Below are 26,374 nucleotides of genomic sequence, written 5' to 3'. Positions count from 1 at the left end.
TTTTTACCTCAAATAGATCAAATTTTCGATCTGCTATTTACTTAATAAAGAGTATTACCAAACCTCGGGCTTGTTCAACACTTGGGATAAGGACGCGGCTGCGCGCGGCCTATCCTTATTAGTTATGAGTTTCTTCGCCGTGATATCAAGATGTTTTTACCAATAGCGATTAAGAACGATGCGACAATTGATGCAACAATACCGAAACCAAAACCAAACCAACGTTCTTTGCTTGTATTTGCAGATGCTCTAGACTCCTGCTCGGCAAATAATGCTACAACAGTTGCTTTATCTGCTTTTACTAAAGGCTCCAATCTTGCTTTTTCATGTTCTAATTGCTGAATTCTTTGCTCGTTTAGTGCCGTTATTTCTTTTTGAGATTGCACAAACGTAAGTAAGGTTTTTAGACTATCCTCGGTAACATCCAATTGTTCTAATTGTTCCTTAAAGTCTAAGCTTACGGGTTGAACCTGATGCGAAGCATCAAGATATTTACTTAACTGATTCACACCAAAACTTGAAGCTAAACCAATCACTAGCGAAATTAACACAGTAAATAATGGCGACTTAATATATGAATGTAACCAAAGCTTCGCTGCTGACTCAGCTGCAGGGCTTGTGAAAGATGAGAATAAATTCTCGACTTTTAATAATTCACATTTAGGGCATGAAACCTGAATGGTATCTACACTTTCCTGCTTTCCTTTAGCGTATGAATACATCGCGGTTTTTTCGTTAACATCACTTCCACACTTATAGCATTTGTACTCAGCTGCTTCTAAAGCTTTATCTCTAAAATCCAAATTAACTCCATATATACGAAAACTCATAACGCCTCACTAAGAGGCAAATAATGGTTGGCTAAAATAGACGACGAAGGAGTAAATAGCCAACTGTTATTTGTCCTTTTGAGTGACTTGTTAGCACTACTTTTTAACACTATAAGATTCTAATATTTTGATTACTTCGGTTTTAGAAGGAGCGTTTTTCAAAAGTTCTTCAAGTTTGTAGCCTTTCTTATCAATAAGTAACGAGACAAATAAGTGATATTGAACATACAACCCTGATTCTTCAGTTAACCGCCATTCATTATTTTTAAATTGTTGTAAATTATCTTCGAAATCGAATGATTCCTTGGCTATATAGTCTGGATAGCCCTCTTGCATCCATTGAGGTAATTCCGTGAAATTTGAAATAACCCCGACTCGGTCAAAGATCATGGCATGTCCAAGCTCATGAGTGATGAAATAAACTAAATCTCGCTCTTTAGAATCAGCCAGCTCACCCCAAGGTGGAATTATTCTATTTTCAGCGATCACAGATGGACGAAAAAAAACATTATGGTTATATCCAATACAGAAAGCACCCACATGTTGATACCCAATGGGCATTGAAACAAGTCCCCAACGCCAATAATCGGTTGGGATATAAACATTATACGTTTTATTAGGGATATATAATTCAGATTTTTTTAAACGCATGAGGACTTCATCAGTAATTGATTTTATATTTTGTGGAAGAACTTCATCACTATGAATAACTAAATTTTTATTAATGTACTTATGAGAATACAAAAAAGATGGAAACTCTAAAATAGACCAATAACCAGAAAAAACTAAAATAAAGAAGACCGAAATCCATTTCAATTTATTGAGAATCAAACTCTAAACCCCGTAGTAGTGCTAACAGCTTATTGATTAGCAGCAGGATAACGTTCCTGTCTGTTTATTAACTTTTCTGCCAGCCTATCACCGCTAAGTGGTTGTTGTAAATGTATTATTTTCATAACTCACAGATATAATAGCGTAAATAATCAGATAAAAAAGATGCGCGGGTGTTTACGAGGTCTGCATAACGCTTTTTACCACATTATAACCTATTGATAAGATTTGATTAATATTTTCACATTCGTGTTATCGATGCATTAACCCAGCGATTTATGCATCTTTTTTATAGCAATTATCTCAATCCCAGTTATACCTGTATATAAACACAGTAAACTAATGAGGTGACGACTATGGAGAAGTTAACATATCTGGAGGCTATACGGACCGAGATCAGGGTACGTCATTACAGCTATCAAACAGAAAAATCTTACCTCTATTGGAATCGTTATTTCATTCGACACTGTAATATTCGTCATGGTGCTGATATCACCCCTGCTTTGATTGAACACTTTCTCTGCTTCTTAGCAGTACAGTGCAAAGTTTCGGCGAGCACTCAGAAACAGGCCCTATGTGCCATTGTGTTTGCTTGTCGCTATGTGTTAAAAATCGAGCCCAATAAGTTGCAATTTCCCTATGCAAAAGCACCTAAACGAATACCGCAAGTATTATCTAACCAAGAAGCAAAACTGATCATCAACCACCTCTCTGGCTACCATTATTTAATTGGTGCAATCCTATTTGGTTCAGGGTTAAGATTGAAGGAAGCATTAAACCTGAGAATAAAAGATATTGATTTATCCATTAAATCTATCTTTGTGTGCCAAGGGAAAGGACAAAAAGATCGAGTTTGCATGCTACCTAATCAGTTGATTGATGGTCTCAAATCACAAATGATACATGTAAAAAAAATCCACGAGGCGGATCTTGCTGATGGCTTTGGTCTAGCCTCATTACCCATATCTCTCATCAGAAAATACCGCAGTAACGCCTCTAAGTTTCATTGGCAATATATCTTTCCTGCTAGTCGCCGTTGTATACACCCAAGCGATAATTATGTATGCAGACACCATATTCATCCAACGGCTTTTTCACGTGCATTAAGACAAGCTACCATCAACAGTAATGTAGTTAAGCGCGTTACCGCTCATACTTTTCGCCATTCATTTGCAACGTCTTTATTACTCAAAGGCCATGACATTCGTACCATCCAAGAGTTATTGGGACACAGTGATGTCAAAACTACTGAAATATATACTCATGTGATAGGTGGTCATTATACAGGGGTCGTAAGCCCTCTTGATAGCCTTTGAACAAAGGGGGCGTAGCGAATTAGGTCGGTCTAATGATTCAAAATTGTTTACAGGTAAGGTTAAATAAATAACCTTCTTTTGAATAACCCAGTGTAGATGCGGCAGTAAGCTTCGATGACATGGCCGTTCTATGACTCCATGTCACCAGGGAGTTGGTGAATCTGACCCATAGGGCCTGCGATATTCCAGATCTCACTCAGCCAAATAAAACTAATCCCCAAATAAAAACGTAACCGGAGACGTTATTCCGGTGCTATTTCTGGGTGTTTATAGGCTGCGCGATATTTATCCACCCACATGGCTGTCGCGCCACAGATGGCCACTGGCATCACGATAAAGTTCACTATGGGGATCATCGAAAACAGGGTCACGGCGGCGCCGAAACTGAAACTCGTTCCCTTGGTCTGCTTGAGGGCAAATTTCATGTCGGGGAAGGGCACCTTATGGTTATCGAAGGGATAATCACAGTATTGTATCGCCATCATCCAGGCACTAAACAGGAACCAGATGATGGGAGCAAAGGTTTGACCGACAAAGGGGACCCAGAACAAGATCAGGCAGATGATGGCCCTGGGCAGGTAATATTTAAGCTTTATCCATTCCCGGCCCAATATCCGTGGCAGATCCTTGATGAGGTCTACCGTGGTGCCGGTATTGAGATCTTTACCTGTGAGGTATTGCTCGACCTTTTCGGCGAGTAAGCCATTAAAAGGCGCGGCAATCCAGTTCATCACCGAGCTAAACAGAAAAGACAGCACCACCAGTAGGGTGATCACGGCCAGAGGCCAGAGGATAAAGTTGAGCCAGCTAAGGTACTCAGGGAGCTGGCCCGTTAGCCAGGCGAAGGCGCCTTCTAACTGGCCTATGGCAAAATAGATGACGCTGGCAAAGATAACCAGGTTGATCATCAAGGGAATAAACACAAAGCGTCTCAGTCCTTTAGTCTTGATCAGACTGAATCCATCGAGGAAGTAATTCACTCCGCTCTTGCGTGTTGTTGGGTTTGTTTTGGGGTTCATAAATAGATTCGATCACCATTCTATGTAAACTTATCCAGATTGTGTTCCACCCGCATGATGATGACAAGTAGTAATACCAATCTGACCCAATAAAAACGTGACAAAAACCTGCCCGTTTTGGTAGAGTAGCCGCAGAAAATCAACTCTAAATAAGCTCTGTTCGGTAAAATTAAATATAGTTTATTCTTACCGGAAACGACCTAACTGGCACCATGAGACTCAAACAGATAAAACTTGCTGGATTTAAGTCGTTTGTCGATTCAACTAAGATCCCCTTTCTCAATCCCTTAAGCGCCATCATAGGCCCCAATGGTTGTGGTAAATCTAATATCATAGATGCCGTACGTTGGGTGTTGGGCGAAAGCTCGGCTAAACATCTGCGTGGTGACTCCATGGCCGATGTTATCTTCAATGGCTCGACGGCTCGCCGTCCTGTTTCTGTGGCCAGTGTCGAGCTGAACTTCGAGAACCTAGATGGCAGATTAACGGGCGAGTATTCCAGTTATCAGGAAATTGTGGTTAAACGTCAGGTCAGCCGTGACGGAGACTCTAATTACTTCTTAAATGGTCAAAAGTGTCGTCGTAAAGACATTACCGATCTCTTTATGGGCACGGGTCTTGGTCCGAGAAGCTATGCCATTATCGAGCAGGGGACCATATCAAGATTAATCGAGTCTAAGCCTCAAGAGTTGAGAGTGTTTATCGAAGAAGCGGCGGGGATATCTCGTTATAAAGAACGTCGACGTGAAACTGAAACTCGCATCCGTCATACCAGAGAGAACTTAGAGCGTCTCGGTGATATCCGCACTGAGCTGGGTCGCCAGTTGGATAAATTAGCTGAGCAAGCCACGGCGGCGAAGCAATATCGTGAGCTGAAGCAATCTGAGCGCCAGTTAGACTCAGAGCTGTTGGTCAGTCGCTACCTAGAGTTAACCGATCAAACTGAGAGGTTGACTCTGGATGTGAATCGTCTCGAGTTAGCCAAGGCGGAAGTCGAGGCCGAGAAGGAGCGCACCGAGCTCGAGTTGACCCGGCTCAATGTGCAGTTGGTGGAACTCGATGGTGAAGAGCAAAAACGCGTCGAGTCTTTTTATCTCTCCGGTACCCAGATAGCGAAACTGGAGCAAGATCTTAAGCACCGTCAGCAGCAAGACTCACATGTCGAGCAACGTATTTCGACTATCGTGCAGAAAATTAAGCAACATAAAGATAAATTATCTGCGGCTGAAGCGACTCAGCAAGCGTTGAGGACCGATTTGGCCCTCAAACAGCCGCAATTTGAACAGGCACATTCATCCTTGATACGTGTCAGTGCCGACTTGAGTGAACATGAGCTTAAGGCGAGTGAATCAAGAGCTAAATTATCCGAACACAAAGAAAAAGTATCTTCTTATCGTCTGGCCCATGAAGTCTCAAGGGGCAAGTTGTCACATCAAGGCGTCATGTTGGAGCAGACAAGGGCTCAACTTGCCAGAATAGAGCAAGAAGCTGCCGAGCTCCTCGAACAAGCAGCGGCCAAGATTGAGCAAGATAATCTTTCCCGGCTGACGCAATGGCAGAGTGAGGCCATGGAGCGAGGCGAGATCAATGATGAGCATGGCGACCAACTAAGCGAACTGCTACAAGCCCAAATTAACCTCAAGGCTAAGCAAGAGGCCCTGGGTCAATCTCTCGCCGAAGAGCGGGGGCGTTTGGCTCTAGTCACTAAGTTACTGCCCGATGACGAGAGTCAAGAAGGCGCTAAAGCCCTATGGCAGCTTATCGATGTTCAACCTGGTTGGGAGAAAGCGGTAGAGCTGATATTTGACGGCTTACTGAAAATGCCTGCCGGTGTGGATCAAGGTGAACTTGGCTTCGAGGGGCTCAAACATCAAGAGTGGCCTGGGGTGAGCAGTAATGCGAATCTCTCGCCTTGGTTGAGTCAGGTTCAATGGGCCGATAGTCTGGAGCAGGCTAAAGAGCAGGTTGGTGGGATAAGTGAGCACCAACGCATAGTGACCGCGGATGGCTATCTGTTAGGCAGAGGCTTCGTGATCAAGAAGGGCACAGATTCAGGCTCCCTGGTCCAACTTAAGTGTGAGCAAGAATCGTTAGAAGTCAGCATTGATGATTGCGAGACCTTACTCAATGATCTTAACCGTCAGGGCCATGAATTAGAGGCCCAAATCAAGCCGCTAAAAATAGATCTGTCATCGGGTATCGAGACTCTACAGCAGCTCAATGTATCCATTGCTAGCTTGAGCGTGCAGATAGCCGCTGACAAGCAAAGAAATCAAGAGCGAAACCGTCGCCGTGAACATCTTGATTCTGAACTTGCTCGCCTAAAAGCGCTGCTTAAGACGCTGCAAGAGGGGGAGGCGAGTATTCAGGCGAGCCTCAATGAGGCGCGATCTAGCCTGGAGCAAGGTGAGCGAGTGCAAACTCGCTTAGTTCAAGGCCTTGAGGAACGAATGGACTCGGCGCGTATTTGTAAAGATAAATACCAGCAGCTGCAACAAGACGATCGTGAGTTGAGCCAAATATGTCAGACATTAACCACTAAGCTGGCGCTCAACGAGCAGTCTATCGATCAGCAAGGCGCTCGTATAGAGGAGCTAACTTTAGCTCAATCAGCACTTGAGCATCAACTTGTAGAGCAAAGTGTGGCCAGTGAAGATGGCCGCTTGAGCACCTTAAAAGAGCAGTTAGGTCAGGCGCTGGCCCAGCAACAAACTAAGCAAGCCGAATTAACTTTACTTCGTGCACAGCAGACTCAACTGCAAGAATCGAGTGATAGCGCTGGGATCACAAAAAAACAACAGCTTGGTAAGACAGAAAACTTGACTCAGTCTATCAGCACGTTAAAGTTACGTCGCGAAGGCTTGAAAGGTCAGGCCGATAGCCAACTGATGCAGCTTAAAGAGCAAGATATTGAGTTGAAACAAGTTAAATCTTCGCTGGATCTGAACAAAAGTGCTCAGACTCGTCAACGAGAGTTAGAAAGGATCCGAGCAAAAATTATTCATCTCGGCGCGATCAACTTGGCCGCTATCGAAGAATATGAACAGCAAGGTGAACGTAAGCATTATTTAGATAGCCAAGATGCTGATCTCACTTCGGCGTTGAGCAGCCTGGAAGAGGCGATCCGTAAGATAGATAAGGAAACCAAGAGTCGCTTTAAAGATACCTTCGATAAGGTGAATAAAGACTTGGGGTTGTTGTTTCCTAAAGTCTTCGGCGGCGGCAGTGCCGAGCTGGCGTTGACCCATGATGATCTACTCGAGACCGGAGTGACTATTATGGCCAGACCGCCAGGTAAAAAGAATAGCACGATCCACCTTCTTTCAGGTGGAGAAAAAGCGTTAACCGCATTATCATTGGTGTTTGCGATTTTTAGGCTCAACCCTGCACCATTTTGTATGTTAGATGAAGTTGATGCCCCTCTGGATGACGCCAATGTTGATAGATTCTGTCGATTAGTGAAAGAGATGTCTCAGAGTGTGCAATTTATTTTTATTAGCCATAACAAGATCACCATGGAATTGGCCGATCAACTGATAGGAGTCACTATGCATGAACCCGGAGTTTCACGCATAGTTGCTGTAGATATTGATGAAGCGGTGGCACTGGCCGACGCTGGATAACATAGGAAAGACAGGGTACCCAATGGAAAATTTGCAACTCGTATTATTCGTTTTAGGCGCAATAGCTATTATCGCCGTACTTGTGCATGGTTTTTGGTCCATTAGAAAGCAGCAACCTAAATCATTGAAAGATAGCCCCATGTCGGGCTTCTACAAAGATGAATCCGCCAATCGGGACTCACAAGGTTTCGATGTCGACGGTATTGGTGAAGTCAGGGTTTGTAAAAGCGACCTGAATTTAGACGATGAAGCCCTCACCGATCCGCTTGATGCCGATTCGGTAAGGAGTGAGCCTGAATTTAAATCTACAGCAGAGGCACAGAGCCTGATTGATGTGGAGATGGCTATTGACAGCGAGAGTGATTTTTCACTGTCAGATGAGCCGGAACAGAAGATGAGTCGCCAGCGACAAGAGCCGGTATTATCCGCTCAAGCTCAGGATTGTGACGATCTCAATCAGATGGAACTCGGGCTCGGACAGGCAGCTGCGCCGAGTCAAAGCTCTCTTGTTGATGCAGTCGCCAAGGTCGACACCGCAGTTCCTGTCTACGCTACGCCTGTGACTGAACCTAGAGTCAGGTCCGCGCTAAAACCAAAACCTCAGGCTAAAATAAAGCCTAAAGTTGCCGAGCCAGACACCTTAGCCGAGCCCAAGGATGTCTTGGTGCTGCATGTTATCGCGGCAGAAGATGAATTATTAAATGGCACCGACTTGTTACCTAGTTTGTTAACACTTAACTTTAAGTTCGGTGACATGAGTATTTTCCATCGTCATGAAGATAATGCCGGCACAGGTAAGGTGTTATTCTCGCTGGCGAATATGGTAAAACCTGGTATTTTTAATCCGGATGAAATGGAACAGTTCAGTACCCAAGGTGTGGTGTTATTTATGACGTTACCTTGTCATGGAGATCCTCTGATGAACTTCTCGATCATGCTTAATTCTGCGCATCAACTCGCCGATGACTTAGGTGGGAAAGTGCTCGATGGTGGTCGTGATGCCTGGAGCGAGACGACTAAACAAAGCTATCTGCAGCGTATTCGAACGCAATTGCCTTAAACACACCTGCAGACTCATTGATTTCAGAAAGGCCGCGTTTGCGGCCTTTCTCATGCTTATCTGGACCCACTTATGCAAAACGACAAGATACAAGATGTGACTGCAGCCAATAGCCAAGCTGTCGCCCAAGAGATTGCCGAGCTTACCGATACCTTAAACGGGCATAACTATCGTTATTATGTCGATGATGCTCCTAGCATTCCTGATGCCGAGTATGACCGTCTGCTCAAACAGTTAACCGTGCTGGAAACTGAGCACCCAGAATACTGTTTTCCTGACTCACCGACTCAGAGAGTGGGTGGTGTGCCCCTGGCCAAGTTCGATCAGATTGCGCACCTTAAACCTATGCTCAGCCTAGACAATGTCTTTAGCGATGATGAGTTTGAAGCCTTCTATAATCGAATTAATGATAAAACTGCAACAGCGCCGACATTTTGTTGTGAGCCAAAACTCGACGGCCTAGCAGTCAGCATCTTATATCGTGATGGTGTCTTTGAGCGCGCGGCGACACGAGGTGACGGCAAAACTGGCGAAGACATTACCGAGAATGTCCGTACCATTCGCTCTATCCCGATGAAGCTCCGCGGCGATAACTTTCCACCGCTATTGGAAGTGCGTGGAGAAGTGATCATGCCCAAGCAAGCATTTGATTCACTGAATGCGCGAGCCAGGGCAAAAGGTGACAAAGAGTTCGTCAATCCGCGTAACGCAGCTGCTGGCAGTTTGCGCCAATTAGATAGCAAGATCACCGCCAGTCGCTCACTGGGTTTTTATGCCTACGCCCTAGGTGTGGTTGAGCCTGAAACTTGGGGATTGGCCGAGCATCATTACGATCAGTTGATGCAACTTAAATCTTGGGGCTTCCCTGTGAGCGCCGAGGTCAAGCAATGCGCTAGTGTCAGTGATGTTATCGCTTATTACACAGATATCATGACTCGCCGCAGTGCATTGGCCTATGAGATTGATGGCGTGGTGATCAAGCTCGACAATATTGCTCAGCAACTCAAGTTAGGCTTTGTGGCCAAGGCGCCAAGATGGGCCACCGCATTTAAATTTCCGGCGCAAGAAGAGATGACCTTACTCGAAGGGGTGGATTTTCAGGTTGGTCGCACCGGTGCAGTGACTCCTGTGGCCAGACTGAAACCTATCTTTGTCGGCGGAGTCACGGTCTCGAATGCGACGTTGCACAACGCCGATGAGATCGCCAGATTGGGCGTTAAGATTAAAGATACTGTGATCGTGCGCCGCGCCGGCGATGTGATCCCGCAGATTGTGGCTATCGTGGCCGAGAAGCGCCCCGATGATGCCAGTGACATTGAATTTCCTCTGACATGCCCCGTGTGTGACAGCCTAGTCGAGCGTATCGAAGGTGAAGTCGTGGCTCGCTGCACCGGTGGACTGTTTTGTCCAGCCCAGCGAAAAGAGGCCATTAAGCATTTTGCGTCCCGTAAAGCCTTAGATATCGACGGTATGGGTGACAAGGTTGTCGAGCAGCTTATCGATAAAGAATTAGTGCAGAGCCCAGCCGATCTGTTTAAGTTATCGGCATCGGCGATCACTATGCTTGATAGAATGGGGCTAAAATCGGCAACTAACCTGGTTGCTGCCATCGAAGTCGCCAAGAAGACCACTTTTTCTCGTTTCCTTTATGCACTGGGGATCCGGGAAGTCGGTGAAGCAACTGCTGCTAACTTAGCTAATTATTTTAAGACTTTAGACAAGCTTAAAGCGGCGAATGCCGAGGAGTTTATCAAGGTCGATGATGTCGGTACTATCGTGGCTCAGCATTTAACTCACTTCTTCGCTCAGCCTCATAATGTAGCGGTCGTCGATAGCCTTATCGAGGCCGGGGTAAACTGGCCCGTTATCGAAGCAGTAGCAGAAGAGTCGTTGTCGCTGAAGGGACAGACCTGGGTATTGACCGGCACCCTGACGCAGCTTAATCGCAACGATGCCAAGGCTCAGTTACAGGCATTAGGTGCTAAGGTAGCGGGCAGTGTGTCTAAGAATACTGACTGTTTAGTGGCCGGTGAGGCGGCAGGTTCTAAACTGACCAAGGCGCAGGACTTAGGCATTAAGATATTGGACGAGGATGGCTTGCTCGCCGTGCTCGCCGGGGAATAATGCCAGTTATATCCATAGGTACTAGCCTTAGTCTTAATTACCAACGCCATCTCTGATGGCGTTTTTATGCTTTATCCGCCGACCATTGAAAATGGCTCATTTGGCACCATATCAGTGTTAGTACATTCTAAAAGAACAATAATAGGCAAAGCGTGAACTTCAGTAATATTACCTGGCTCGATGATAAGGGCCATATTAAGCCACCTCTTTATCTCTATTTTATACTGGTATTTATCGCTCGTGGCTGGTGCATCTTCATCGCTTCATTAACACAAGCCAGTGACAGAGCTGCCCTAGTGGCCATGTTCTATCCGCAAAAGTCAGATTTCATCATGGCGCTAGTGGCGGGATTCGGTGCCTTATTCATTTATGGTGTCGTCATCGCCGAGCGTAAGCGAAAACCTCATTGGCTCAGACCCGTGTTTGCGCAACTGAAGTGGATCTTGTTGTTGCTGCTAGTCATAGACGGTGCCTTGCTATTCGAGCGAACGATTAACTCTCATTATCTCTATAGCTGGAGTACTGGGCTGGATGGCTTACTGTTATTCTGGAGCCTGATCTATCTGTTTAAGTCTAAACGCTTAACCTATTATTTTGCCGATTGGAACAAGGATGAAGATGAACAGGCAAACGAGTCAGCATTAGTGGAAAAGCCGTCCAATAAGTAATACCATTCCATTAAATTTATGACGCTCAATGCACACTTACTTAATGGGACTGGTATAAAATCAGTCTAGTAAAATTTAAGCAAAAAAATGGCGCTGCAAGGGCAGCGCCAAAAGATCATTCACTTTTACTATTAAGTAAGAGTAGAAATACAGACTACGAAATTGTATCTCGATCCAGGAATGTTAACAAAATACCTTTGCAAATCTATTATCTACGGCATGACTGGATAACAGCTCTGACATTAAGGACAATTGACAGTAACGCTCTTTGGGTCGATGTGACGGGGTGTTCACATGTTCCTAAAGAACAAGCTAACTATAGCATAAAGAATATTGTATACAATGTCTGCCTGCCTGCTTTTGGTGTTTGTTTGTTATATGTTATTACCTTTTGGCATAAGCTGCTCAAGCTTCGAGATTTGTCATCTAAGGTAAAATCTTGTTCTTTACTTGAGTGTTAGCCAATTGCATTAGCCGTGATTTACTCGGTAAGAGGAGCATAAAACGCTGTCACTCGGTGTCATTAGCTCGTCTTTACTCCAACTTTGGGCAAACGTTGGCTCTGGCTGTGATTTACTTAATTTTGTTACACTTATTTTTCATTAATTACTTAAGGTTTTTAGTTATTGCTCTATAGTAATGTCATTAAGTTCAGTGGTTTTTTGATAAGCATATTGTACTTAATTTGTTAATATTGACTAAAATAAAAATGACCATTTAGCTAGAATACTTGGCTATGAAAGGCGTTGTGAAGGAGTTTTATTGGGTGGCAAAAGCCAAACAGATACATTTACCCCTGTCTAAGTTACAAATTGGGCTCACTGTTAAGTTACCTCTCTCGTGGAAGAATCATCCTTTCCTGTTTAATCGTGTCGAAATTAAACAAGAAGCCCAAATAGAGCTGATTAAAAGCCTGGGGGTTCCCTATGTGATCTTGTTATCCGGACAGGAGTTACTGCCTGAAGAAGTTAAAGAGGTTGTCGAGGAACAAGTTAAACAAGCTGTAAAAGAGGTGGATCTTAAGGCGCTTGTACGTAAATCGATTCGGCTTAGTCAACAAAGATTTGTTCTATGTGTGAGCGAGAGTAGGACAGCTTTCAGTAAAATAAGCAGTGATCCAGAAGGTGCCTATCGAAGTTCGGTGACACTCGTCGAAGAGATGCTGGACCATATGCTAGAAATCGATACGCCATTTTTAGCCTTAGTGAGTGCTGGTGAGTCGGATGCTAGCGTGACTCAACACGGGATCTCGGTCGCTGTCATTGCCTTGATGATTGCCAAGGCGATGGATATGCCGAAATCTGATATGCGAGATATCGCCTTAGGTTGTTTGTATCACGATATTGGTAAATTAAGGGTCCCGGATTTTATTCGCCGTAAGAAGGGGTCTTTGAACGAGCATGAAACTAACTTTTTGAAAAAACACCCTAATTTCGGCTATGAAATGTTGAATAAGTCTGGGCTATATGATCAAAAGGTATTGAACATTGTGCTTCATCATCATGAGTTTATCGATGGCACAGGCTATCCTGATGGCCTCAAAGGCAACAAGATACCTATGGTGACTCAAGTCGTGAGCCTGGCGAATGATTATGACAGGCAGCTCTGGAGCGAAAATACTAGCTCGCCTCAAGTCGCTTTAGGCTACTTGTTTAAGAATCGCGCCGGAAAACATTCCGAGGCTTTAATTGCCGTATTGGTGAAAATATTGGGAATATATCCGCCAGGCACCCTAGTCGAGCTATCTGATCAATCTGTGGGTAAGGTGATGATGACCACCAAAGAGGTTAGGCAACCCCAGGTTTGGTCCTGTAACCCAGATGGCAGCGAAGCTTCATTACGGTTTTTGATCAAGGAAAAAGTATTCGTCGAGAAAGTGTTAAAAATTGCAGACCTATCGGATGGCGCAATGAAAGCGCTGCAGGCCGACATGGGGATTAGCTTTTATTTCAGTAGTGTGCCTAGCTAACGACTCGTTCATCGAGAGCGTTCACTCTATAATGTGATGAGTCGATTTCAACTATAGGGTTACAGCTTGAAGATTAACACAGTGAGTATTGTCGGTTGCGGTTGGTTCGGTTTTCCTTTAGCTAAGCACCTTGTTAAACAGGGTTACCAAGTCAGTGGCAGTAAGAGAGAGAGAGAGGCGGCCAATAAACTGCAAAGAGATGGTATCCAAGGTTTTTGCTTAGATCTCGACAATCATGAGTTTAATGGGCACGGTCTCGAAGCTAATAACTTCTCTCATCACGGCCTAGAGTTAACCTCTGATTTGCAATCACAGTTGCAAGCGTCTCTGCATACCGATGCCCTAGTGATCAATATTCCTCCATCCATAAGAAAGCTCCCCCATGCTTATCTCAATCGACTCGAGTTTCTTAAGTCGCTAATGGCCAAGCATGCATACCAGAGAGTCATATTCATCAGCACCACTGGGGTTTACCCTGCAACGGGAGAGCCTATGACAGAGGCTGATGCAGCCCCTCACTCGCCATCCAGCAACATCTTACTTCAAGCCGAAAGCCTGTTTTTACAAGATTATCCAACTTGTGTATTGAGGTTTTCTGGGCTGATAGGACCGGCTAGGCATCCAGGGCGTTTCCTCGCCGGAAAGAAAGACCTACCTGGGATGGATGCGCCGGTAAACTTGGTGCATCTCGATGATTGTATTGGTGCCGTTTCTTGTCTTTTGTCTAGGGACACGATATCGCCCATCTATAACTTATGTGCACCGGGTCATCCCAGCCGAGTAGATTTCTATACCCAGGCAGCCGAGCACTTGTCATTAGAGTTACCGACTTTCGGCGAAGACATCCAGGTAGCAAAAATCATAGATGCTAGTAAGATAACCAAAGAGTTAGGCTTTAATTATCGCCATGACTCCCCCTTAGACATGTTGGATAAGTGCTAATCAGCTTAGCTGCATATTGTGGTGAGAGACCCGTTATCAGCTATGGTTACTGTCTATTAATGATGTTATAAATAGCTTTTAAACTAGATTTTTTACCTGATTTTCATAAAGAGTAGGAGAGGCAATGGGTGTTATCAAGTGGTCGTTTACCGCCTTGTTTTTCGTCATGGCGAGTTTAATAATAAGCGACAGAGTCGAAGCCAAAGATTTTGTCGAGGGCGTAGATTACGTGCAAGTGAGTGGCATACCCGAGGCAAAATCACCGATAGTGCGGGAGTTTTTCTCCTATAACTGTTCACACTGCTATCGCCAAGACCCCATCTTCGAGGAGACGGTTGAGCTTCTCGGCGATAGCATTGATTTTGAGCGCACTCCCATAGGTGCCGGGCGTCCAAGCTGGATCTTAAGTCAGGAAGCCTATTATCTGGCGCAGAAATTTAACATGACTCGCCAAGTTCATGGCAATCTTTTTAAGCGTATCCATGAGAAAGAGGGGCCTTTTACCAGGCCCGAACAGCTCAAGGACTTCTTCGTTAAGCTGGGTGCCGATGCAAACGCGGTGGAAAAAGCGATGAATTCGGTCGATGCAAAGTTAGCCATCTCTAACTATGATACTCAAGCCCAGTTAGCGGGGATCCGTGGGGTACCTTCACTGTTAGTGAATGGTAAATATCTTATTGCTTCTAAATCCAGGACGCCGGAAGAGTTGGCATCGCTGGTAAAATACCTGTCAGCACTCTAATTGATAAATGTTAAATAGCGTTAGCGAGCTAACGCTTAAGCCACGACCAAGCCCACATGATGACCTATCACAGCGGGCTTGGTTACTTCTGGTTGGATTATTGAATGTCACTTTTTAGCTGTTACCCATCAATTCTACGCGCTCTAGTGGAAGATGAGGTTCAGACTTAAGGAGGAATGGTATGTTAAGCAAAGAAAATACGGGTCTCATTATCACCGACATACAGGGTAAATTGGCTCGGTTAGTTCATGATAGTGACGCTGTAGTTTCAAATTGTGCCAAGCTGATTAAAGGCGCCCAAGTTCTTGGTTTACCAATAATATGGCTTGAACAAAATCCAGATAAACTGGGTTCGACGGTCGATGAGCTGAGTGCCTTGTTAGCAGACCAATATCCCATTGCCAAGTTTACTTTTGACGCCTGCGAACAGCCTCAGTTTATGCAAGCGCTACGTACTGCAAATGTAGATACCTGGCTGATTTGTGGTATTGAAGCGCATATTTGTATTTATCAAACGGCATCTCATCTGCAACAATTAGGCTTTAACGTGCAATTAATCTGTGATTGCATCTCTTCACGTACACTCGCCAATAAAGACCTAGCGATAACTAGGCTGGTTAATCGAGGTGTCGATGTTTCGGGGTTAGAAATGTGCTTATATGAATTAGTTAAGGATAGTCGAGCGGTAGAGTTTAAAAAAATACTCACTTTAATTAAATAGTAGGTGAATGTCGAAGCCGGTTCTAGCATGTGAGTGCACCATTGTTTTAGAGCGTGTTCTCTTCGGTCCAATCTTTAAGTTTTTCTAAAATCTCTACCGCATTGGCAACTTCATTATCGGTTGCATCACCATCACCATCATCGGCAAGAATACGGGTGATGCTAAGTGCGACAGTTTCCTTAACATAACGAGTCACATCCCCGCCTTCTCACGTACAGCGAACTTCAATGCTATGTCCTTTCTCGAAGTAAGTTAACGGTCTGCCTAATGAGTGGTAAACCAGCTTTCTTGCCGCTAAGCATTAACCTAGTCATAGTGAAGTCGAGCTCTGAAAGTTGGCTGATTATTCGTATCCGTCCGGCGAACTGCACCTAGCCTAATTCGACATTCCACGGTAGCAAGTGATCTAGATTGCCGGGCTTGAGTGACAGTTGCTCAAGGCAGTGCATCAGATAATCGAACGGCGTCAGGCCATTGGCCTTGGCTGTTTCTATCATGCTGTACAGCGTGGCACTGGCATTCGCACCATTTGCCGCATTTGCAAATAGCCAGTTCTTGCGGCCAATAACAAACGGCTTAATCGCTCGTTCGGCACGGTTGTTGTCGATGTTTAGCCTGCCATCATCGATATACCTAATCAGTTTGGGCCATTGATTTAATGCATAGGTTATCGCTTTGCCTAAGCTACTTTTCGGCGGGACATGTTGCTGTGATTTTATCAGCCATTTTTGAAACTCATCGAGCAAGAGTTGGCTGTGAAGTTGACGTTGCTGCTGTTTAACTTTAAATGGTTTATCTTTATTCAAAGTCTCTATTCGATACGGTTTCTGGATATGGCTCAGAGCTAAATTAGCTTTGCCTTTGGGTTGGGCTATTTCAGCCTCTTTGAATTTTCGCCTAACATGTGCCCAACAACCTGCGAGTGTGGCTTCAGTTTTACCATATCCTGCATAACCATCCACTTGCAGATACCCATTAAAACCATCAAGAAAATCAACCGCACATTGCCCAGCGCGGCTGGCCTGATAGTCATAAAGAAATTAACGGTGCCATCCAAAGAAATTAACGGTGCCATCCACATTCAGCGGCAGATGTTCACGCTTCCTACTAAGCTTAAATGATGAGCTTAAATGATGAGCTTAAATGAGAGGTTGTTATGCCGCGTCCAAGAAGAAGTCAGGTTAGTTTAGAAGACACTCCCATGTACCATTGCTGCTCACGCGTATCTAGACGGGCCATGCTTCTGGGTGATGATAAATTCACTGGGAGAAACTATGACCATCGACGTGGCTGGGTTGAATCTCAGTTGTTGAAATTAGCTGGGGTCTTCGCAATAGATGTGGCAGCCTATGCGGTGATGTCAAACCACTTACATGTTGTTCTTAGTGTGGATATTTATGAGTCTAATAGTTGGGCTGAGAGAGAAGTGGTTGAACACTGGCATCAAATATTCATGGGAACCGAAATTACCCAGAAATTTGCTAAAGGTGAAGTGATTGAAAGCCATGAGATTGAACGTTTAAAGCATTCGATTGCGCAATATCGCAGTCGACTCAGTGACATATCTTGGTTTATGAGAGCGTTAAACGAACCCATTGCTCGCATGGCAAACAAAGAAGATAATTGTACTGGTCGTTTTTGGGAAGGGCGATTTAAGAGTCAGGCGTTATTGGATGAGGCAGCGGTTCTGGCCTGTATGGCTTATGTAGACCTCAACCCTATTCGCGCAAAAATGGCTAATACGCCAGAGCAATCAGACCATACGAGTATTCAGCTTAGAATTAAATCGGCCTTAAATGGGAAGCAACCTATAAAGCTAATGCCCTTTATTGGGAATGAGCGTCTTAATCAAGCAAAAGGGATTAACTTAGCGCTGAAGGAGTACCTTGAATTGGTTGATGAAACAGGCAGAATCATTCGTGATGACAAACGCGGTGCAGTCTCTTCCGATGCCGAAAAGGTTCTGGCCAGATTAAATATTTCCAGTGAGAATTGGATAAAAATCACCTCAGATTTTGGCAAGATTTTTCATGGTCCAGTAGGGACCTTGCAAGAGCTCACCTGCTATTGTGAACATTTAGAGAAGCGGCGTCGGCATTTCTCTAGCTGTTGTCAGTATTTTCAAGCTAGCTGATAGTTTCAATCATTTCGTCTAATATCTGGCTCACTATCAATTAGGTGAGCTAGTCCTGCCTGAATTTTATCAATTTCTCTGAAAAATCCCCCTTGTGAGCATTTTATAGACTTCAAAGGTGTAATCGTTCTTCTTGATTGGATTTATAGACACCTAGATAATTGAAAACCTGCCATAGGCTCGATATGTTATTGATTAATAATGGCTGGCTCGATTTTAGATGAATCCAAAAATAAAATAGCCCAGTTGTCGCTGCCCAAAGACGACAGTCTTCACCGTCCTACCAACAAGCCGCTGATGGCACAGGTGATCGCTAAATGTCTGGGATTAGGTAGTTATTTTTACTTTGGCTATGATTAATAATGGCTGGCTCTATTTTTCTTGTGATTAATAATGGCTGGCTCTATTTTCCTTGCTATTTTTCTTGTGATTAATAATGGCTGGCTCTATTTTCCTTGTGATTAATAATGGCTGGCTCTATTTTCCTTGGCTCTATTTTTCTTTGCCCGATTTTCGCTCGAAGGCGCTGATAAACGTTAAAGAGCGAGCGAACTAATAAAGCCCGCATGATTCTCACTGCGGGCTTTATTCATTATCGTAGGGTGACAGGGTAATCGTTAGATATTAGCCATCGAACTTACTGAATTATGCACTAAAGTGACTTAGCTTAGAATGAATATTGATGTCATATTTTACTCTGATACACAGAGGAGTACGACGTGACTGACAGCTTTGATGGCTCGTTCGACATCACACCAGCACGCCGGCCAAACTAATAATGTTCAACAATAACTTCAATTAATAGCTCAATATATTTATATCTTGGGTTATTAATTAATATAAATAGAATCACTCCAATAACCAAAGGGGATGGCTATTGAGTGTGCAGAGGTATTAAATGTTCCAGATTCTTGCCCGCTATAATCGAAATAAAACATGAAACCTGAAAGTGTATCGCCAGGTAAACAATCGTGTAAATCAGCGCCACAGAGTGCTTGATTTTTAAATGCTTGTTTCGCTAGCCCATTGAGCGTAGCACCATCACTATATCCCATTCCTAACATGATCGCAGTCACATACAGATCAGAGCCACTATGGTCTAGATTGGTTGACAGTTGAGTTGCACTAATACTTTCCCATCCCACATTTGAAGAGCCTACGGCAACAATCTCAAAAGATGAGACCCCATTCGCAGTACTACTCGCCACATGTGAATTTGAAAAACTACTCTCGACAGAAGATGATTTAGTCGCTTGGTTTACAAAATCAGAGGTGATTTGTGCTATATCTAGAGGGTTTGTGGCTAAAAAGTCGGCAAAGGCGGGTGTGGTTACTTCCACAACTTGTTTAACCATATTTGCTTCTATATCAGCAGCCATTGCATGCATCGAAAAAGTGCTAGCCATTATTGCTAACGCTAAAAATCTTTTTTTCATAACAAATATCCTTAATCCATGTTTATAACGTCCTAGTATCTCTAATTGGTTAGAAATACTTATTGCCATGTCTTATAGCAATAAGATAAATTAAATACAAGTGATTTAAATGAATTGACAATTGTTTTTTTGATGATATTTATAATTAATAATCTATGTACTGAACTAGGTTTTTGTTGTCGTCATAAAATAAATTTGATGAATTCGAGTCTGTGTTTGGTTATTTGTTACATGCAGCCATGTAATAATACTCTTAGTCAACTAGTCAAGAGGTATTATTTATTTAAGCTATATATCTCTTCAGCAAGTCAAGTCATTACGTCTATGGTGTTGGCTAATTGTTGTTCGATGTGATTAGGTGTGAGTCAATGTGTGCGGGTGCGAACAAATGTAAATAAAATATACCTAGCCTAAGTATTGGTCCATAATCGCGATTAATTAACGATTTTTGAAATAATAAATCAGTAACTTCGTTGTTTAAATAACTATGGGGTAGCAAGATAATTTGTGATGTTATTTTACCTAAGATTATAAAATAATATTGTCCTACTTACATCTCCGCTATTGTCACTACTTTGTATAATAAGATCATAAATGAACTCATACTCGCTCAAGAAAAAAATATTACTTTCTGTCGTGATAGCACTCTCACTCATCATAGGCCTGCTCTCATGGCAAAGCTATTCCAGTCAAAAATCACTTCTGATGCAAGGCAGTTTTGAGCAAGTTCAGCGTCTAGGTGAGCAACAGGCTCAACGGATCCAGGAATGGTTAGCGGATCGCCAAGGTATCATAGCGTCTGTCGCTGGCAACTTAGATGACGATCTGGTTAATGCTCTACAGCAAGCACAAACGTCCGGGAATTTTGAATTAACCTATTTTGGTGCTGAGACTGGGCACTTATATTTTTCAGACACGAGTATTGACGCTAGTCGCTTTGATCCCCGCAACCGTCCCTGGTATCAACAAGCCATGAGTGAACGTGGTCCCATCTTAACTAAACCTTATGCCGATGTTGCCTACAATATCTTGGTTGTCACCATGGCTCAACCTACTAAAAATGGGGTGGTTGGGGGCGATTTATCCATAGATAGCCTGGTCGACAGTGTTAATAAGATGAAGTTGCCGGCCAAGGGACACGCCATCATGTTACATAAGGATGGCACCGTTATCGCCTACAAGGATCCGAGTAAAAGCATGAGACCCATAGCCGATATCGACAGTGAACTCCATCGTGACTTACCCGATTTAAGCCGCAAGACTGGCATGCTGCTACCGGTATATTTTGACAGCGAAGGTAAAGATAAACTCGTGTGGGGCGAAGATATTCCAAACACAGACTGGCAATTGATTTTCGTACTGGATAAGGCGAGCTTAGAAGCCCCGTTATCATCACTATTACTCACACAGCTGGGCTTATCTAGCCTAATTTTACTATTGAGTGTGGTAGCAATCTCTTGGTTATTAAGCATCTTGTTAAGGCCATTGAGCCGAGTATCAGCAGCACTGACTAATATCGCCGATGGTGATGGTGACTTAACCCTGCGCATCGAAGTCGACACACAAGACGAAGTCGGGGTGCTCGCCGATAGTTTCAACCGTTTTGTCGGTAGCCAACATCAACTTATCACTCATATTCGTCAATTAGCCATCGAGCTAGATACTGATGCGGAGCAAAGTTTGGTCACCAATCATGCCGCTGTAGCTGAACTGCAACGTCAACAACAAGAAGTCACTATGGTCGCTACAGCCGTCACAGAGATGGCCAGCGCGACTCATGAAATTGCCGCCAATGCCGAAAACACCGCCACAGCTGCGCAGCAATCGGCAACCAGCAGCGAAGCAGGTAAGTGCTTGGTGGACAAGACTCGTACGAGCATCAACTCATTAGCCACTGAGATAGAACAAGCAACCTATGTGATCGGCGATCTGAGTCGTCATGCTCACGCTATCTCAGGTATATTAACGACTATTCAAGGTATCGCAGAACAAACGAATTTACTCGCCCTCAATGCCGCTATCGAGGCGGCTCGAGCGGGTGAGCAGGGCAGAGGTTTTGCCGTCGTTGCCGATGAAGTACGTGTCTTGTCTCGTCGCACACAAGACTCAACCCAAGAAATTTACACCACGATTGAAACCCTAAGACACACGACGGAGAAGGCGGTTAACTTGATGGAGAGTAGCCAAGGATTGGCTAGTGACAGTGTCGCGGATGTTAATGAGGCCGCCAATGCCCTCCAAGAGATCACTCAGGCGGTCAATGCCATTTCAGATATGGCAGGGCAAATCGCTACGGCTGCCGAAGAGCAGACCCAAGTGACGAGTGAGATCACCCAAAATACCGTCGCGATTAAGGATGTCACCGATGAGATAACTGTGTCGGCCATGGCTGACTTAGCACAAGCCAAGAAACTGAAAGAACGAGCCTATGATCTCAACCAGAAGGTATCCACCTTCATCTTGTGACCGACTCGAGTCTCATTTAATTTTTGCTATTAAAAGCATAGCAAGCGCCTGAGTAATGAAGTATCCTCTGCTATTAAAAACATAGCAGAGGTTCGAATGAGCAATTTTCCATATCCGGGTAAACCTGTTCGTGGTTCAAAAACCGGCAAGCCGACCATGGCCTTGTTCGACTTACTGGGCCGTCCTTGGTCAATGGGGGTTTTGTGGCAGTTGTGCCAAGGAGGCCGTTGCACTTTTCGAGAGTTGCAGCTCCGTTGCGAGTCTATTTCACCCGCCGTACTCAATTGTAGAATTAAGGAATTACGTCAGGGTTTACTGGTTGAAAAGGCACTTGACGGTTATCAACCGACAGCACTGGGACAACAGCTAGCCGGGTTATTACAGCCTTTTAGTCAGTTCTCCGACCGTTGGGCGGCACAACTTAATCAAGCGATCAAGGACGACACCAATGAATGCAATTGATGTGCAACCGGTTTTTAGCCTTAACTCACTGGACAGGATGGACCACTTGCGCGACGGTATTGAGGCTGCTCGATTGACCGGCAAAAATCGCCATAGCGACCAGTACCTATTGCTCTGTCAGGGTAACGTACTAGTCAGTAAAACCCACCAGGCTTGTTTTTTTTCTGCCAATGAACTAAAAGACACCCTACTCAATGACACCTTGTGTGTATTTCTTGGGGGCAAAGACCAGAGTCACTACTTTAGCCTAGCAGTACCGGCAGATCTGGCAGAAGCCTATGATCTGGTGCCCTTGCGGACGTTTGTTGTAGATAAAATGTTGGTGGATAAAGATCTGGGGATGCTGGCTGAGGCAAACAGCCTCTTATGTTGGCATCAAAGCCATGCCTTTTGCGCCTGTTGCGGTACTCAGAGCGTGGTGGCTCACGGCGGCTGGCGAAGGGATTGTCCCAGCTGTGCCACTGAACACTTCCCGCGTATCGACCCTGTGGTGATCATGTTGGTGACCTACGGCGATAAATGCTTGCTGGGCAGGGGGCATCAATTTCCTGAACGGGTTTTTTCCTGTTTAGCTGGGTTTATGGAACCCGGTGAAACCATAGAACAAGCGGCGCTTAGGGAGTTATGGGAAGAAGCGGGTGTCAAAGGTATCAAGGCTGACTATTTATTGGACCAGCCTTGGCCATTTCCATCCAATCTAATGATAGGTGTGCACATAGAGGCACAAGATGACAGCTTGAATATAGACCATAACGAGTTAGACGAGGCGATTTGGGTCACCAAGTCAGAGGTAAAAGAAGTGCTTAGTGGTGACAATGATCAACATTTCCTGTTGCCGCCTAGGCTCGCAATAGCCAGAAACCTGTTGGAACACTGGGTTGATGCTTGAATCCAGCATCAAACGATTGATTTGATCAACAGAGTATGGATACCTAGTACAGTATTATTAAACCAATCTAATTGGCTAGGATTTCTTTGAACTCAACACATAAATACTCATATGGAATGGTATAAGACGTTAGCTGAACCATGGAGATGTACCTTGATAACCATTAGAAACTATACAGAATCAGACGCGCAAGCATTATGGGCTATTCAGTTCCACACTATTCGTAATGTGAATATCCGTGACTATTCTCAAGCGCAAGTAGAGGCGTGGGCTCCCGATGTTTTCGATGATTCGATTTGGCGAACGCGTATGACAGGATTGAACCCATTTGTTGCTGTTATTGACAAGATTATTGTTGGTTATACAGATTTACAGCCAAGTGGCTTAATTGACCATTTTTTTTGTCATCATGAGTATCAAGGACAAGGTGTTGGTAAAGCGTTAATGAATCACGTTTTATGTATCGGTGTTCAGCGTGAAATAACACGTTTTCACTCCGAAGTCAGTATTACGGCCCGTCCGTTTTACCAACATTTTGGTTTTAAGCTTGCTCAAGAGCAAGAAGTTGAAATTAGAGGGCAAAAGTTGACAAACTTTGTCATGGAAAAATTCAACTAACACCTCGCTTACCGCCCTATATTGATTGAGTGGATTATTTTAAGGGATGCCCACTATTCTGACACTTGCGTTACCCTACCTTCTATATTCATATCGTTAATATAGGTCGTCACCACATTCATGTGGCTTGTGGATGTTTAAACTCATGTTTGTTCTCGGCTCTGGCAATAATACCCAGGTTAAAAAGGTCGTCACCTTGCCTCTCGATAGACATCATGAATTGACGTGAAATTGTTGGGAGCGGTGCCATTACCCAGCCAATGCTGGGTAATGGTTGCGCAATTGTGCCGGTAAGCTTGGCGTGACATTTTCTGGTGCATGGGCGCTTAACTAAATCTGCGGTCTAGGCATGCCTGTAGGCCGGACCTTTAGCTAAGCAGGAAGGCTTGTGGGTCAAACGTGCAAATTTAGTCAACAAGACCACCCAATTTTTTTTACATCCTTCCTGAGAGGATGATCCTAGTGGATTTATCCATAAGCGGTCTCAATGAAGCGCTCTGTGGGAGACGCGTTAGTGGATACTTCTCAAACTTCAGCTTCTATACACTAGGTCATGTATACTCAAGCCCGCGATTCTTCTGATGTGAATAGCAAACGTACGTATCCAAGATATGGGATATGCCCTTGCTCGTATCCTACGCATTTCAATTATCGCCATAACTATAACCCCAAGGAGAACTATGCAAGACCCAGTGTTTTATAAATTCTCAATCAGTACTACGCTTATACTCTTAATCGGCTTTTACGGCCTCACCTTTCTCTTCTCAACCTTAGCGTCAAAAAAATCTAGCAGTGTCGATGGTTATATGGTGGCCAACGGCGCTGTCGGATTCGGCATCGCTGCAGCGAGTATGACAGCCACCTGGATTTGGGCGGCGTCTTTTTACGGCGCGGCAAGCTCAGGCTACCAATATGGCTTATCCGGTGCTTTGCACTACGGCTTTTGGGGAGCCTTAATGATATTGTTTATCTATCCCTACGGACAACGCTTCCGAGAACTCGCCCCTAGGGCACGCACCTTAGCTGAAATAATGCAGGCAAGGCACGGATCGTCTAGTCAGCTTATCTTAGCCGTGTCAAACTTGGTGGGTAGCGTCATCAGCCTGATGGTTAATTTCACCGCCGCGGGCGCCTTGGTCTCTGTGCTAACGCCTCTATCGTTCGAAGTTGGCGTATTAATAGCCGGTATTGGCGTGTTATCTTACACTTTATGGTCAGGTTTTAGAGCGTCCATCTTAACCGATTTCGTCCAAGTGGTGGCCATGATGCTCGTCGCTATCGTATTAATCCCTTGGATTTATTTCAACATGGGGGGCTCGGAGGTACTCTTACAAGGCTTCGATATCATCACAGCCGAACAAGCCGACTTTTTCTCAACTAAAGCAATTTTAGAGCAAGGCGCACCTTTCTTTGTCGCCGTGCTTGCTTACGGTATAGGTAATCAGACTATTGCCCAACGACTTTTTGCGGTACGCCAAGACTTGATTAAATCGTCATTTATTACTGCTACTATAGGCTATGGTTCCATCGTTATCGGTTTAGGTATGTTAGGCATGATGGCGTTGTTTATGGGGGTGATTCCTCATGATGGAGACCTTAACAACCTTATTCCACAAGTTGCTTCAACTTACCTGCCACCTTTTGCTATCGGTATGCTGTTTATTTTAGTGATTGGCTCTTTGTCATCAACCGCCGATTCAGATCTTTCTGCACTTTCTGCCATTGTCATGACGGATATCTACGCTAAAAACTTAGCCAAGGGTAAAATAGACAATAAAAAGATGCTGCTACTGGGTCGTATAACCATGATTGTCGCGACAGCCCTTGGCTTAATTCTCGCGAGTTTCTCGCTCGACATATTAGTCATGTTGGTATTTGTTGGTGCATTATGGGGTACGCTTGTCTTCCCTGTTATTGCGAGTTGTTATTGGGACCGAGTCACCAACCGCGCTTTCTTAAGTGCAGTGCTTGGTGGGTTAATTCTATTTTGCTTGGTGCGTTTTGAATGGATCGCATTGGTCGGAATTTGGGCGTCTAGCTTAGAGTTAATTGCTGCTGTCGGTGGTGGTACTGTGATCGGCTTAATGTTCTTTGGCTTTACCAATCGTAAAGTGGCGCTTATCGCAGGTTCAATAGTCGGTGTATTATGCGCGTACTATTTCCACGATTTCTTACGTGACTACACAGTGTTGCTTGGCTCTCTGGTTGCCTACGGCGCAAGTACTATGATTTGTACTGCGGTGAGTCTCACCAGCAACGAACGCTTTGATTTTGCGTTGATCCATGAACGCGTGCAACATTTTGATGATAAACACTAGGAGAACAACATGATGCTATCCCTCTATATTTTGATATGGCCAGTCATTTCAGCGGTAGTGCTATTTGTCATAGTCAGAGCGTTTATTAAAGACATGGCTGAAGCCAAGCGCGAAGGTCGCTCGATAATTTAACCACATAAAGACAGACAAGACTCACACTGCTCAATGACTAAAAACATTGAGTAGTGTGTTGCAGATTAATCAAT

Annotated in this window: 23 protein-coding genes and 1 pseudogene; 17 read left to right on the top strand and 7 right to left on the bottom strand. The window is 44.3% G+C overall.

From position 1 onward, the window contains the following. Nucleotides 1-122: 122 nt before the first annotated feature. Nucleotides 123-803, bottom strand: coding sequence for a hypothetical protein (locus HRU42_RS15470; RefSeq protein ID WP_295032256.1), 681 nt, complete (start codon nt 801-803; stop codon nt 123-125). 123 nt (nt 804-926) lie between these two features. Then, a complete protein-coding gene (locus HRU42_RS15465) occupies nt 927-1,661 on the bottom strand; it encodes a hypothetical protein (protein WP_295032255.1) in 735 nt (244 codons plus the stop codon). A gap of 356 nt (nt 1,662-2,017) precedes the next feature. Here HRU42_RS15465 and HRU42_RS15460 point away from each other — a divergent pair, with 356 nt between their 5' ends. Further along, a complete protein-coding gene (locus tag HRU42_RS15460; RefSeq protein WP_295032253.1) occupies nt 2,018-2,977 on the top strand; it encodes an integron integrase in 960 nt (319 codons plus the stop codon). A 242-nt stretch (nt 2,978-3,219) separates the two neighbouring features. Here the strand turns inward: HRU42_RS15460 and cysZ are convergent, their stop codons facing one another. Beyond that, on the bottom strand, nt 3,220-3,996 hold the full coding sequence (cysZ, locus tag HRU42_RS15455; protein WP_295032251.1) for a sulfate transporter CysZ: 777 nt from the start codon (nt 3,994-3,996) through the stop codon (nt 3,220-3,222). Between the two features lie 212 nt (nt 3,997-4,208). On the opposite strand from cysZ, the gene HRU42_RS15450 reads away from it, so the two are divergent. The 8 genes from HRU42_RS15450 (at nt 4,209) to HRU42_RS15415 (ending at nt 15,845) form a co-directional block, all read left to right on the top strand. Beyond that, entirely contained in the window at nt 4,209-7,619 is a 3,411-nt protein-coding gene (locus HRU42_RS15450; protein ID WP_295032250.1) for a chromosome segregation protein SMC, read from the top strand. 22 nt (nt 7,620-7,641) lie between these two features. Next, nucleotides 7,642-8,679 carry a cell division protein ZipA gene (gene zipA, locus HRU42_RS15445; protein ID WP_295032248.1) on the top strand — a complete coding sequence of 346 codons (1,038 nt, stop codon included), beginning with the start codon at nt 7,642-7,644 and terminating at the stop codon, nt 8,677-8,679. 72 nt (nt 8,680-8,751) lie between these two features. Next, a complete protein-coding gene (gene ligA / locus HRU42_RS15440; RefSeq protein ID WP_295032247.1) occupies nt 8,752-10,803 on the top strand; it encodes an NAD-dependent DNA ligase LigA in 2,052 nt (683 codons plus the stop codon). A 152-nt stretch (nt 10,804-10,955) separates the two neighbouring features. Further along, nucleotides 10,956-11,471 carry a DUF2919 domain-containing protein gene (locus HRU42_RS15435; protein WP_295032245.1) on the top strand — a complete coding sequence of 172 codons (516 nt, stop codon included), beginning with the start codon at nt 10,956-10,958 and terminating at the stop codon, nt 11,469-11,471. A 766-nt stretch (nt 11,472-12,237) separates the two neighbouring features. Continuing rightward, the gene (locus HRU42_RS15430) at nt 12,238-13,440 is read left to right on the top strand and encodes an HD-GYP domain-containing protein (RefSeq protein WP_295032243.1); all 1,203 of its coding nucleotides are present in this window, start codon (nt 12,238-12,240) and stop codon (nt 13,438-13,440) included. Nucleotides 13,441-13,506: 66 nt separating this feature from the next. Then, nucleotides 13,507-14,382, top strand: coding sequence for an SDR family oxidoreductase (locus tag HRU42_RS15425; RefSeq protein WP_295032242.1), 876 nt, complete (start codon nt 13,507-13,509; stop codon nt 14,380-14,382). Between the two features lie 166 nt (nt 14,383-14,548). Next, the gene (locus HRU42_RS15420; RefSeq protein WP_295032260.1) at nt 14,549-15,124 is read left to right on the top strand and encodes a thiol:disulfide interchange protein DsbA/DsbL; all 576 of its coding nucleotides are present in this window, start codon (nt 14,549-14,551) and stop codon (nt 15,122-15,124) included. A gap of 181 nt (nt 15,125-15,305) precedes the next feature. After that, a complete protein-coding gene (locus tag HRU42_RS15415; protein WP_295032241.1) occupies nt 15,306-15,845 on the top strand; it encodes an isochorismatase family protein in 540 nt (179 codons plus the stop codon). A 46-nt stretch (nt 15,846-15,891) separates the two neighbouring features. Here HRU42_RS15415 and HRU42_RS15410 read toward each other — a convergent pair whose 3' ends face one another. Next, a complete protein-coding gene (locus HRU42_RS15410) occupies nt 15,892-16,041 on the bottom strand; it encodes a hypothetical protein (RefSeq protein WP_295032240.1) in 150 nt (49 codons plus the stop codon). A gap of 175 nt (nt 16,042-16,216) precedes the next feature. Next, nucleotides 16,217-16,882: pseudogene (locus HRU42_RS15405) on the bottom strand (IS66 family transposase); the annotation flags it as partial. A gap of 119 nt (nt 16,883-17,001) precedes the next feature. Here HRU42_RS15405 and HRU42_RS15400 point away from each other — a divergent pair. Both HRU42_RS15400 and HRU42_RS15395 read left to right on the top strand, forming a co-directional pair. Next, entirely contained in the window at nt 17,002-17,979 is a 978-nt protein-coding gene (locus HRU42_RS15400; protein ID WP_295032238.1) for a transposase, read from the top strand. 201 nt (nt 17,980-18,180) lie between these two features. After that, nucleotides 18,181-18,339, top strand: a complete 159-nt coding sequence (locus HRU42_RS15395; RefSeq protein WP_295032237.1) for a hypothetical protein — start codon at nt 18,181-18,183, stop codon at nt 18,337-18,339. 470 nt (nt 18,340-18,809) lie between these two features. On the opposite strand, the gene HRU42_RS15390 is transcribed toward HRU42_RS15395, so the two are convergent. Beyond that, nucleotides 18,810-19,415 (bottom strand): DUF4879 domain-containing protein, encoded by a 606-nt coding sequence (locus HRU42_RS15390; protein ID WP_295032235.1) that lies wholly within the window; start codon nt 19,413-19,415, stop codon nt 18,810-18,812. 594 nt (nt 19,416-20,009) lie between these two features. Here HRU42_RS15390 and HRU42_RS15385 point away from each other — a divergent pair. The 4 genes from HRU42_RS15385 (at nt 20,010) to HRU42_RS15370 (ending at nt 23,850) form a co-directional block, all read left to right on the top strand. Continuing rightward, a complete protein-coding gene (locus tag HRU42_RS15385) occupies nt 20,010-21,881 on the top strand; it encodes a methyl-accepting chemotaxis protein (RefSeq protein WP_295032234.1) in 1,872 nt (623 codons plus the stop codon). A gap of 96 nt (nt 21,882-21,977) precedes the next feature. After that, complete coding sequence (locus tag HRU42_RS15380) at nt 21,978-22,343, top strand: helix-turn-helix domain-containing protein (RefSeq protein ID WP_295032232.1); 366 nt, start codon at nt 21,978-21,980, stop codon at nt 22,341-22,343. Then, nucleotides 22,330-23,232 carry an NAD(+) diphosphatase gene (nudC, locus tag HRU42_RS15375; protein ID WP_295032231.1) on the top strand — a complete coding sequence of 301 codons (903 nt, stop codon included), beginning with the start codon at nt 22,330-22,332 and terminating at the stop codon, nt 23,230-23,232. The genes HRU42_RS15380 and nudC overlap by 14 nt, the downstream gene beginning before the upstream one ends. Nucleotides 23,233-23,385: 153 nt before the next feature. After that, nucleotides 23,386-23,850: a GNAT family N-acetyltransferase gene (locus HRU42_RS15370; RefSeq protein WP_295032230.1), complete on the top strand. Its 465-nt coding sequence runs from the start codon at nt 23,386-23,388 to the stop codon at nt 23,848-23,850. Nucleotides 23,851-23,968: 118 nt separating this feature from the next. Here the strand turns inward: HRU42_RS15370 and HRU42_RS15365 are convergent, their stop codons facing one another. Then, nucleotides 23,969-24,100, bottom strand: a complete 132-nt coding sequence (locus HRU42_RS15365; RefSeq protein ID WP_295032228.1) for a hypothetical protein — start codon at nt 24,098-24,100, stop codon at nt 23,969-23,971. Nucleotides 24,101-24,530: 430 nt separating this feature from the next. Between HRU42_RS15365 and HRU42_RS15360 the strand changes: the two genes are divergently transcribed. Both HRU42_RS15360 and HRU42_RS15355 read left to right on the top strand, forming a co-directional pair. After that, nucleotides 24,531-26,168 (top strand): sodium:solute symporter family protein, encoded by a 1,638-nt coding sequence (locus HRU42_RS15360; RefSeq protein WP_295032227.1) that lies wholly within the window; start codon nt 24,531-24,533, stop codon nt 26,166-26,168. Between the two features lie 9 nt (nt 26,169-26,177). Then, nucleotides 26,178-26,300 carry a putative transporter small subunit gene (locus tag HRU42_RS15355; RefSeq protein WP_367227191.1) on the top strand — a complete coding sequence of 41 codons (123 nt, stop codon included), beginning with the start codon at nt 26,178-26,180 and terminating at the stop codon, nt 26,298-26,300. Nucleotides 26,301-26,374 lie beyond the last annotated feature (74 nt).

It is taken from the genome of Shewanella sp. (assembly GCF_013214165.1).
Taxonomy (GTDB): Bacteria; Pseudomonadota; Gammaproteobacteria; order Enterobacterales; family Shewanellaceae; genus Shewanella.
This window is presented reverse-complemented; position numbering and strand designations above follow the sequence as displayed.

Coding starts and splice junctions, on each gene's coding strand:
- HRU42_RS15450 (WP_295032250.1), top strand. CDS start 4,209: ATGAGACTCAAACAGATAAAACTTGCTGGATTTAAGTCGTTTGTCGAT.
- HRU42_RS15460 (WP_295032253.1), top strand. CDS start 2,018: ATGGAGAAGTTAACATATCTGGAGGCTATACGGACCGAGATCAGGGTA.
- ligA (WP_295032247.1), top strand. CDS start 8,752: ATGCAAAACGACAAGATACAAGATGTGACTGCAGCCAATAGCCAAGCT.
- HRU42_RS15385 (WP_295032234.1), top strand. CDS start 20,010: ATGAACTCATACTCGCTCAAGAAAAAAATATTACTTTCTGTCGTGATA.
- HRU42_RS15395 (WP_295032237.1), top strand. CDS start 18,181: ATGGCTGGCTCGATTTTAGATGAATCCAAAAATAAAATAGCCCAGTTG.
- cysZ (WP_295032251.1), bottom strand. CDS start 3,996: ATGAACCCCAAAACAAACCCAACAACACGCAAGAGCGGAGTGAATTAC.
- HRU42_RS15390 (WP_295032235.1), bottom strand. CDS start 19,415: ATGAAAAAAAGATTTTTAGCGTTAGCAATAATGGCTAGCACTTTTTCG.
- nudC (WP_295032231.1), top strand. CDS start 22,330: ATGAATGCAATTGATGTGCAACCGGTTTTTAGCCTTAACTCACTGGAC.
- HRU42_RS15365 (WP_295032228.1), bottom strand. CDS start 24,100: ATGGCACCGCTCCCAACAATTTCACGTCAATTCATGATGTCTATCGAG.
- HRU42_RS15360 (WP_295032227.1), top strand. CDS start 24,531: ATGCAAGACCCAGTGTTTTATAAATTCTCAATCAGTACTACGCTTATA.
- HRU42_RS15415 (WP_295032241.1), top strand. CDS start 15,306: ATGTTAAGCAAAGAAAATACGGGTCTCATTATCACCGACATACAGGGT.
- zipA (WP_295032248.1), top strand. CDS start 7,642: ATGGAAAATTTGCAACTCGTATTATTCGTTTTAGGCGCAATAGCTATT.
- HRU42_RS15380 (WP_295032232.1), top strand. CDS start 21,978: ATGAGCAATTTTCCATATCCGGGTAAACCTGTTCGTGGTTCAAAAACC.
- HRU42_RS15400 (WP_295032238.1), top strand. CDS start 17,002: ATGCCGCGTCCAAGAAGAAGTCAGGTTAGTTTAGAAGACACTCCCATG.
- HRU42_RS15355 (WP_367227191.1), top strand. CDS start 26,178: ATGATGCTATCCCTCTATATTTTGATATGGCCAGTCATTTCAGCGGTA.
- HRU42_RS15420 (WP_295032260.1), top strand. CDS start 14,549: ATGGCGAGTTTAATAATAAGCGACAGAGTCGAAGCCAAAGATTTTGTC.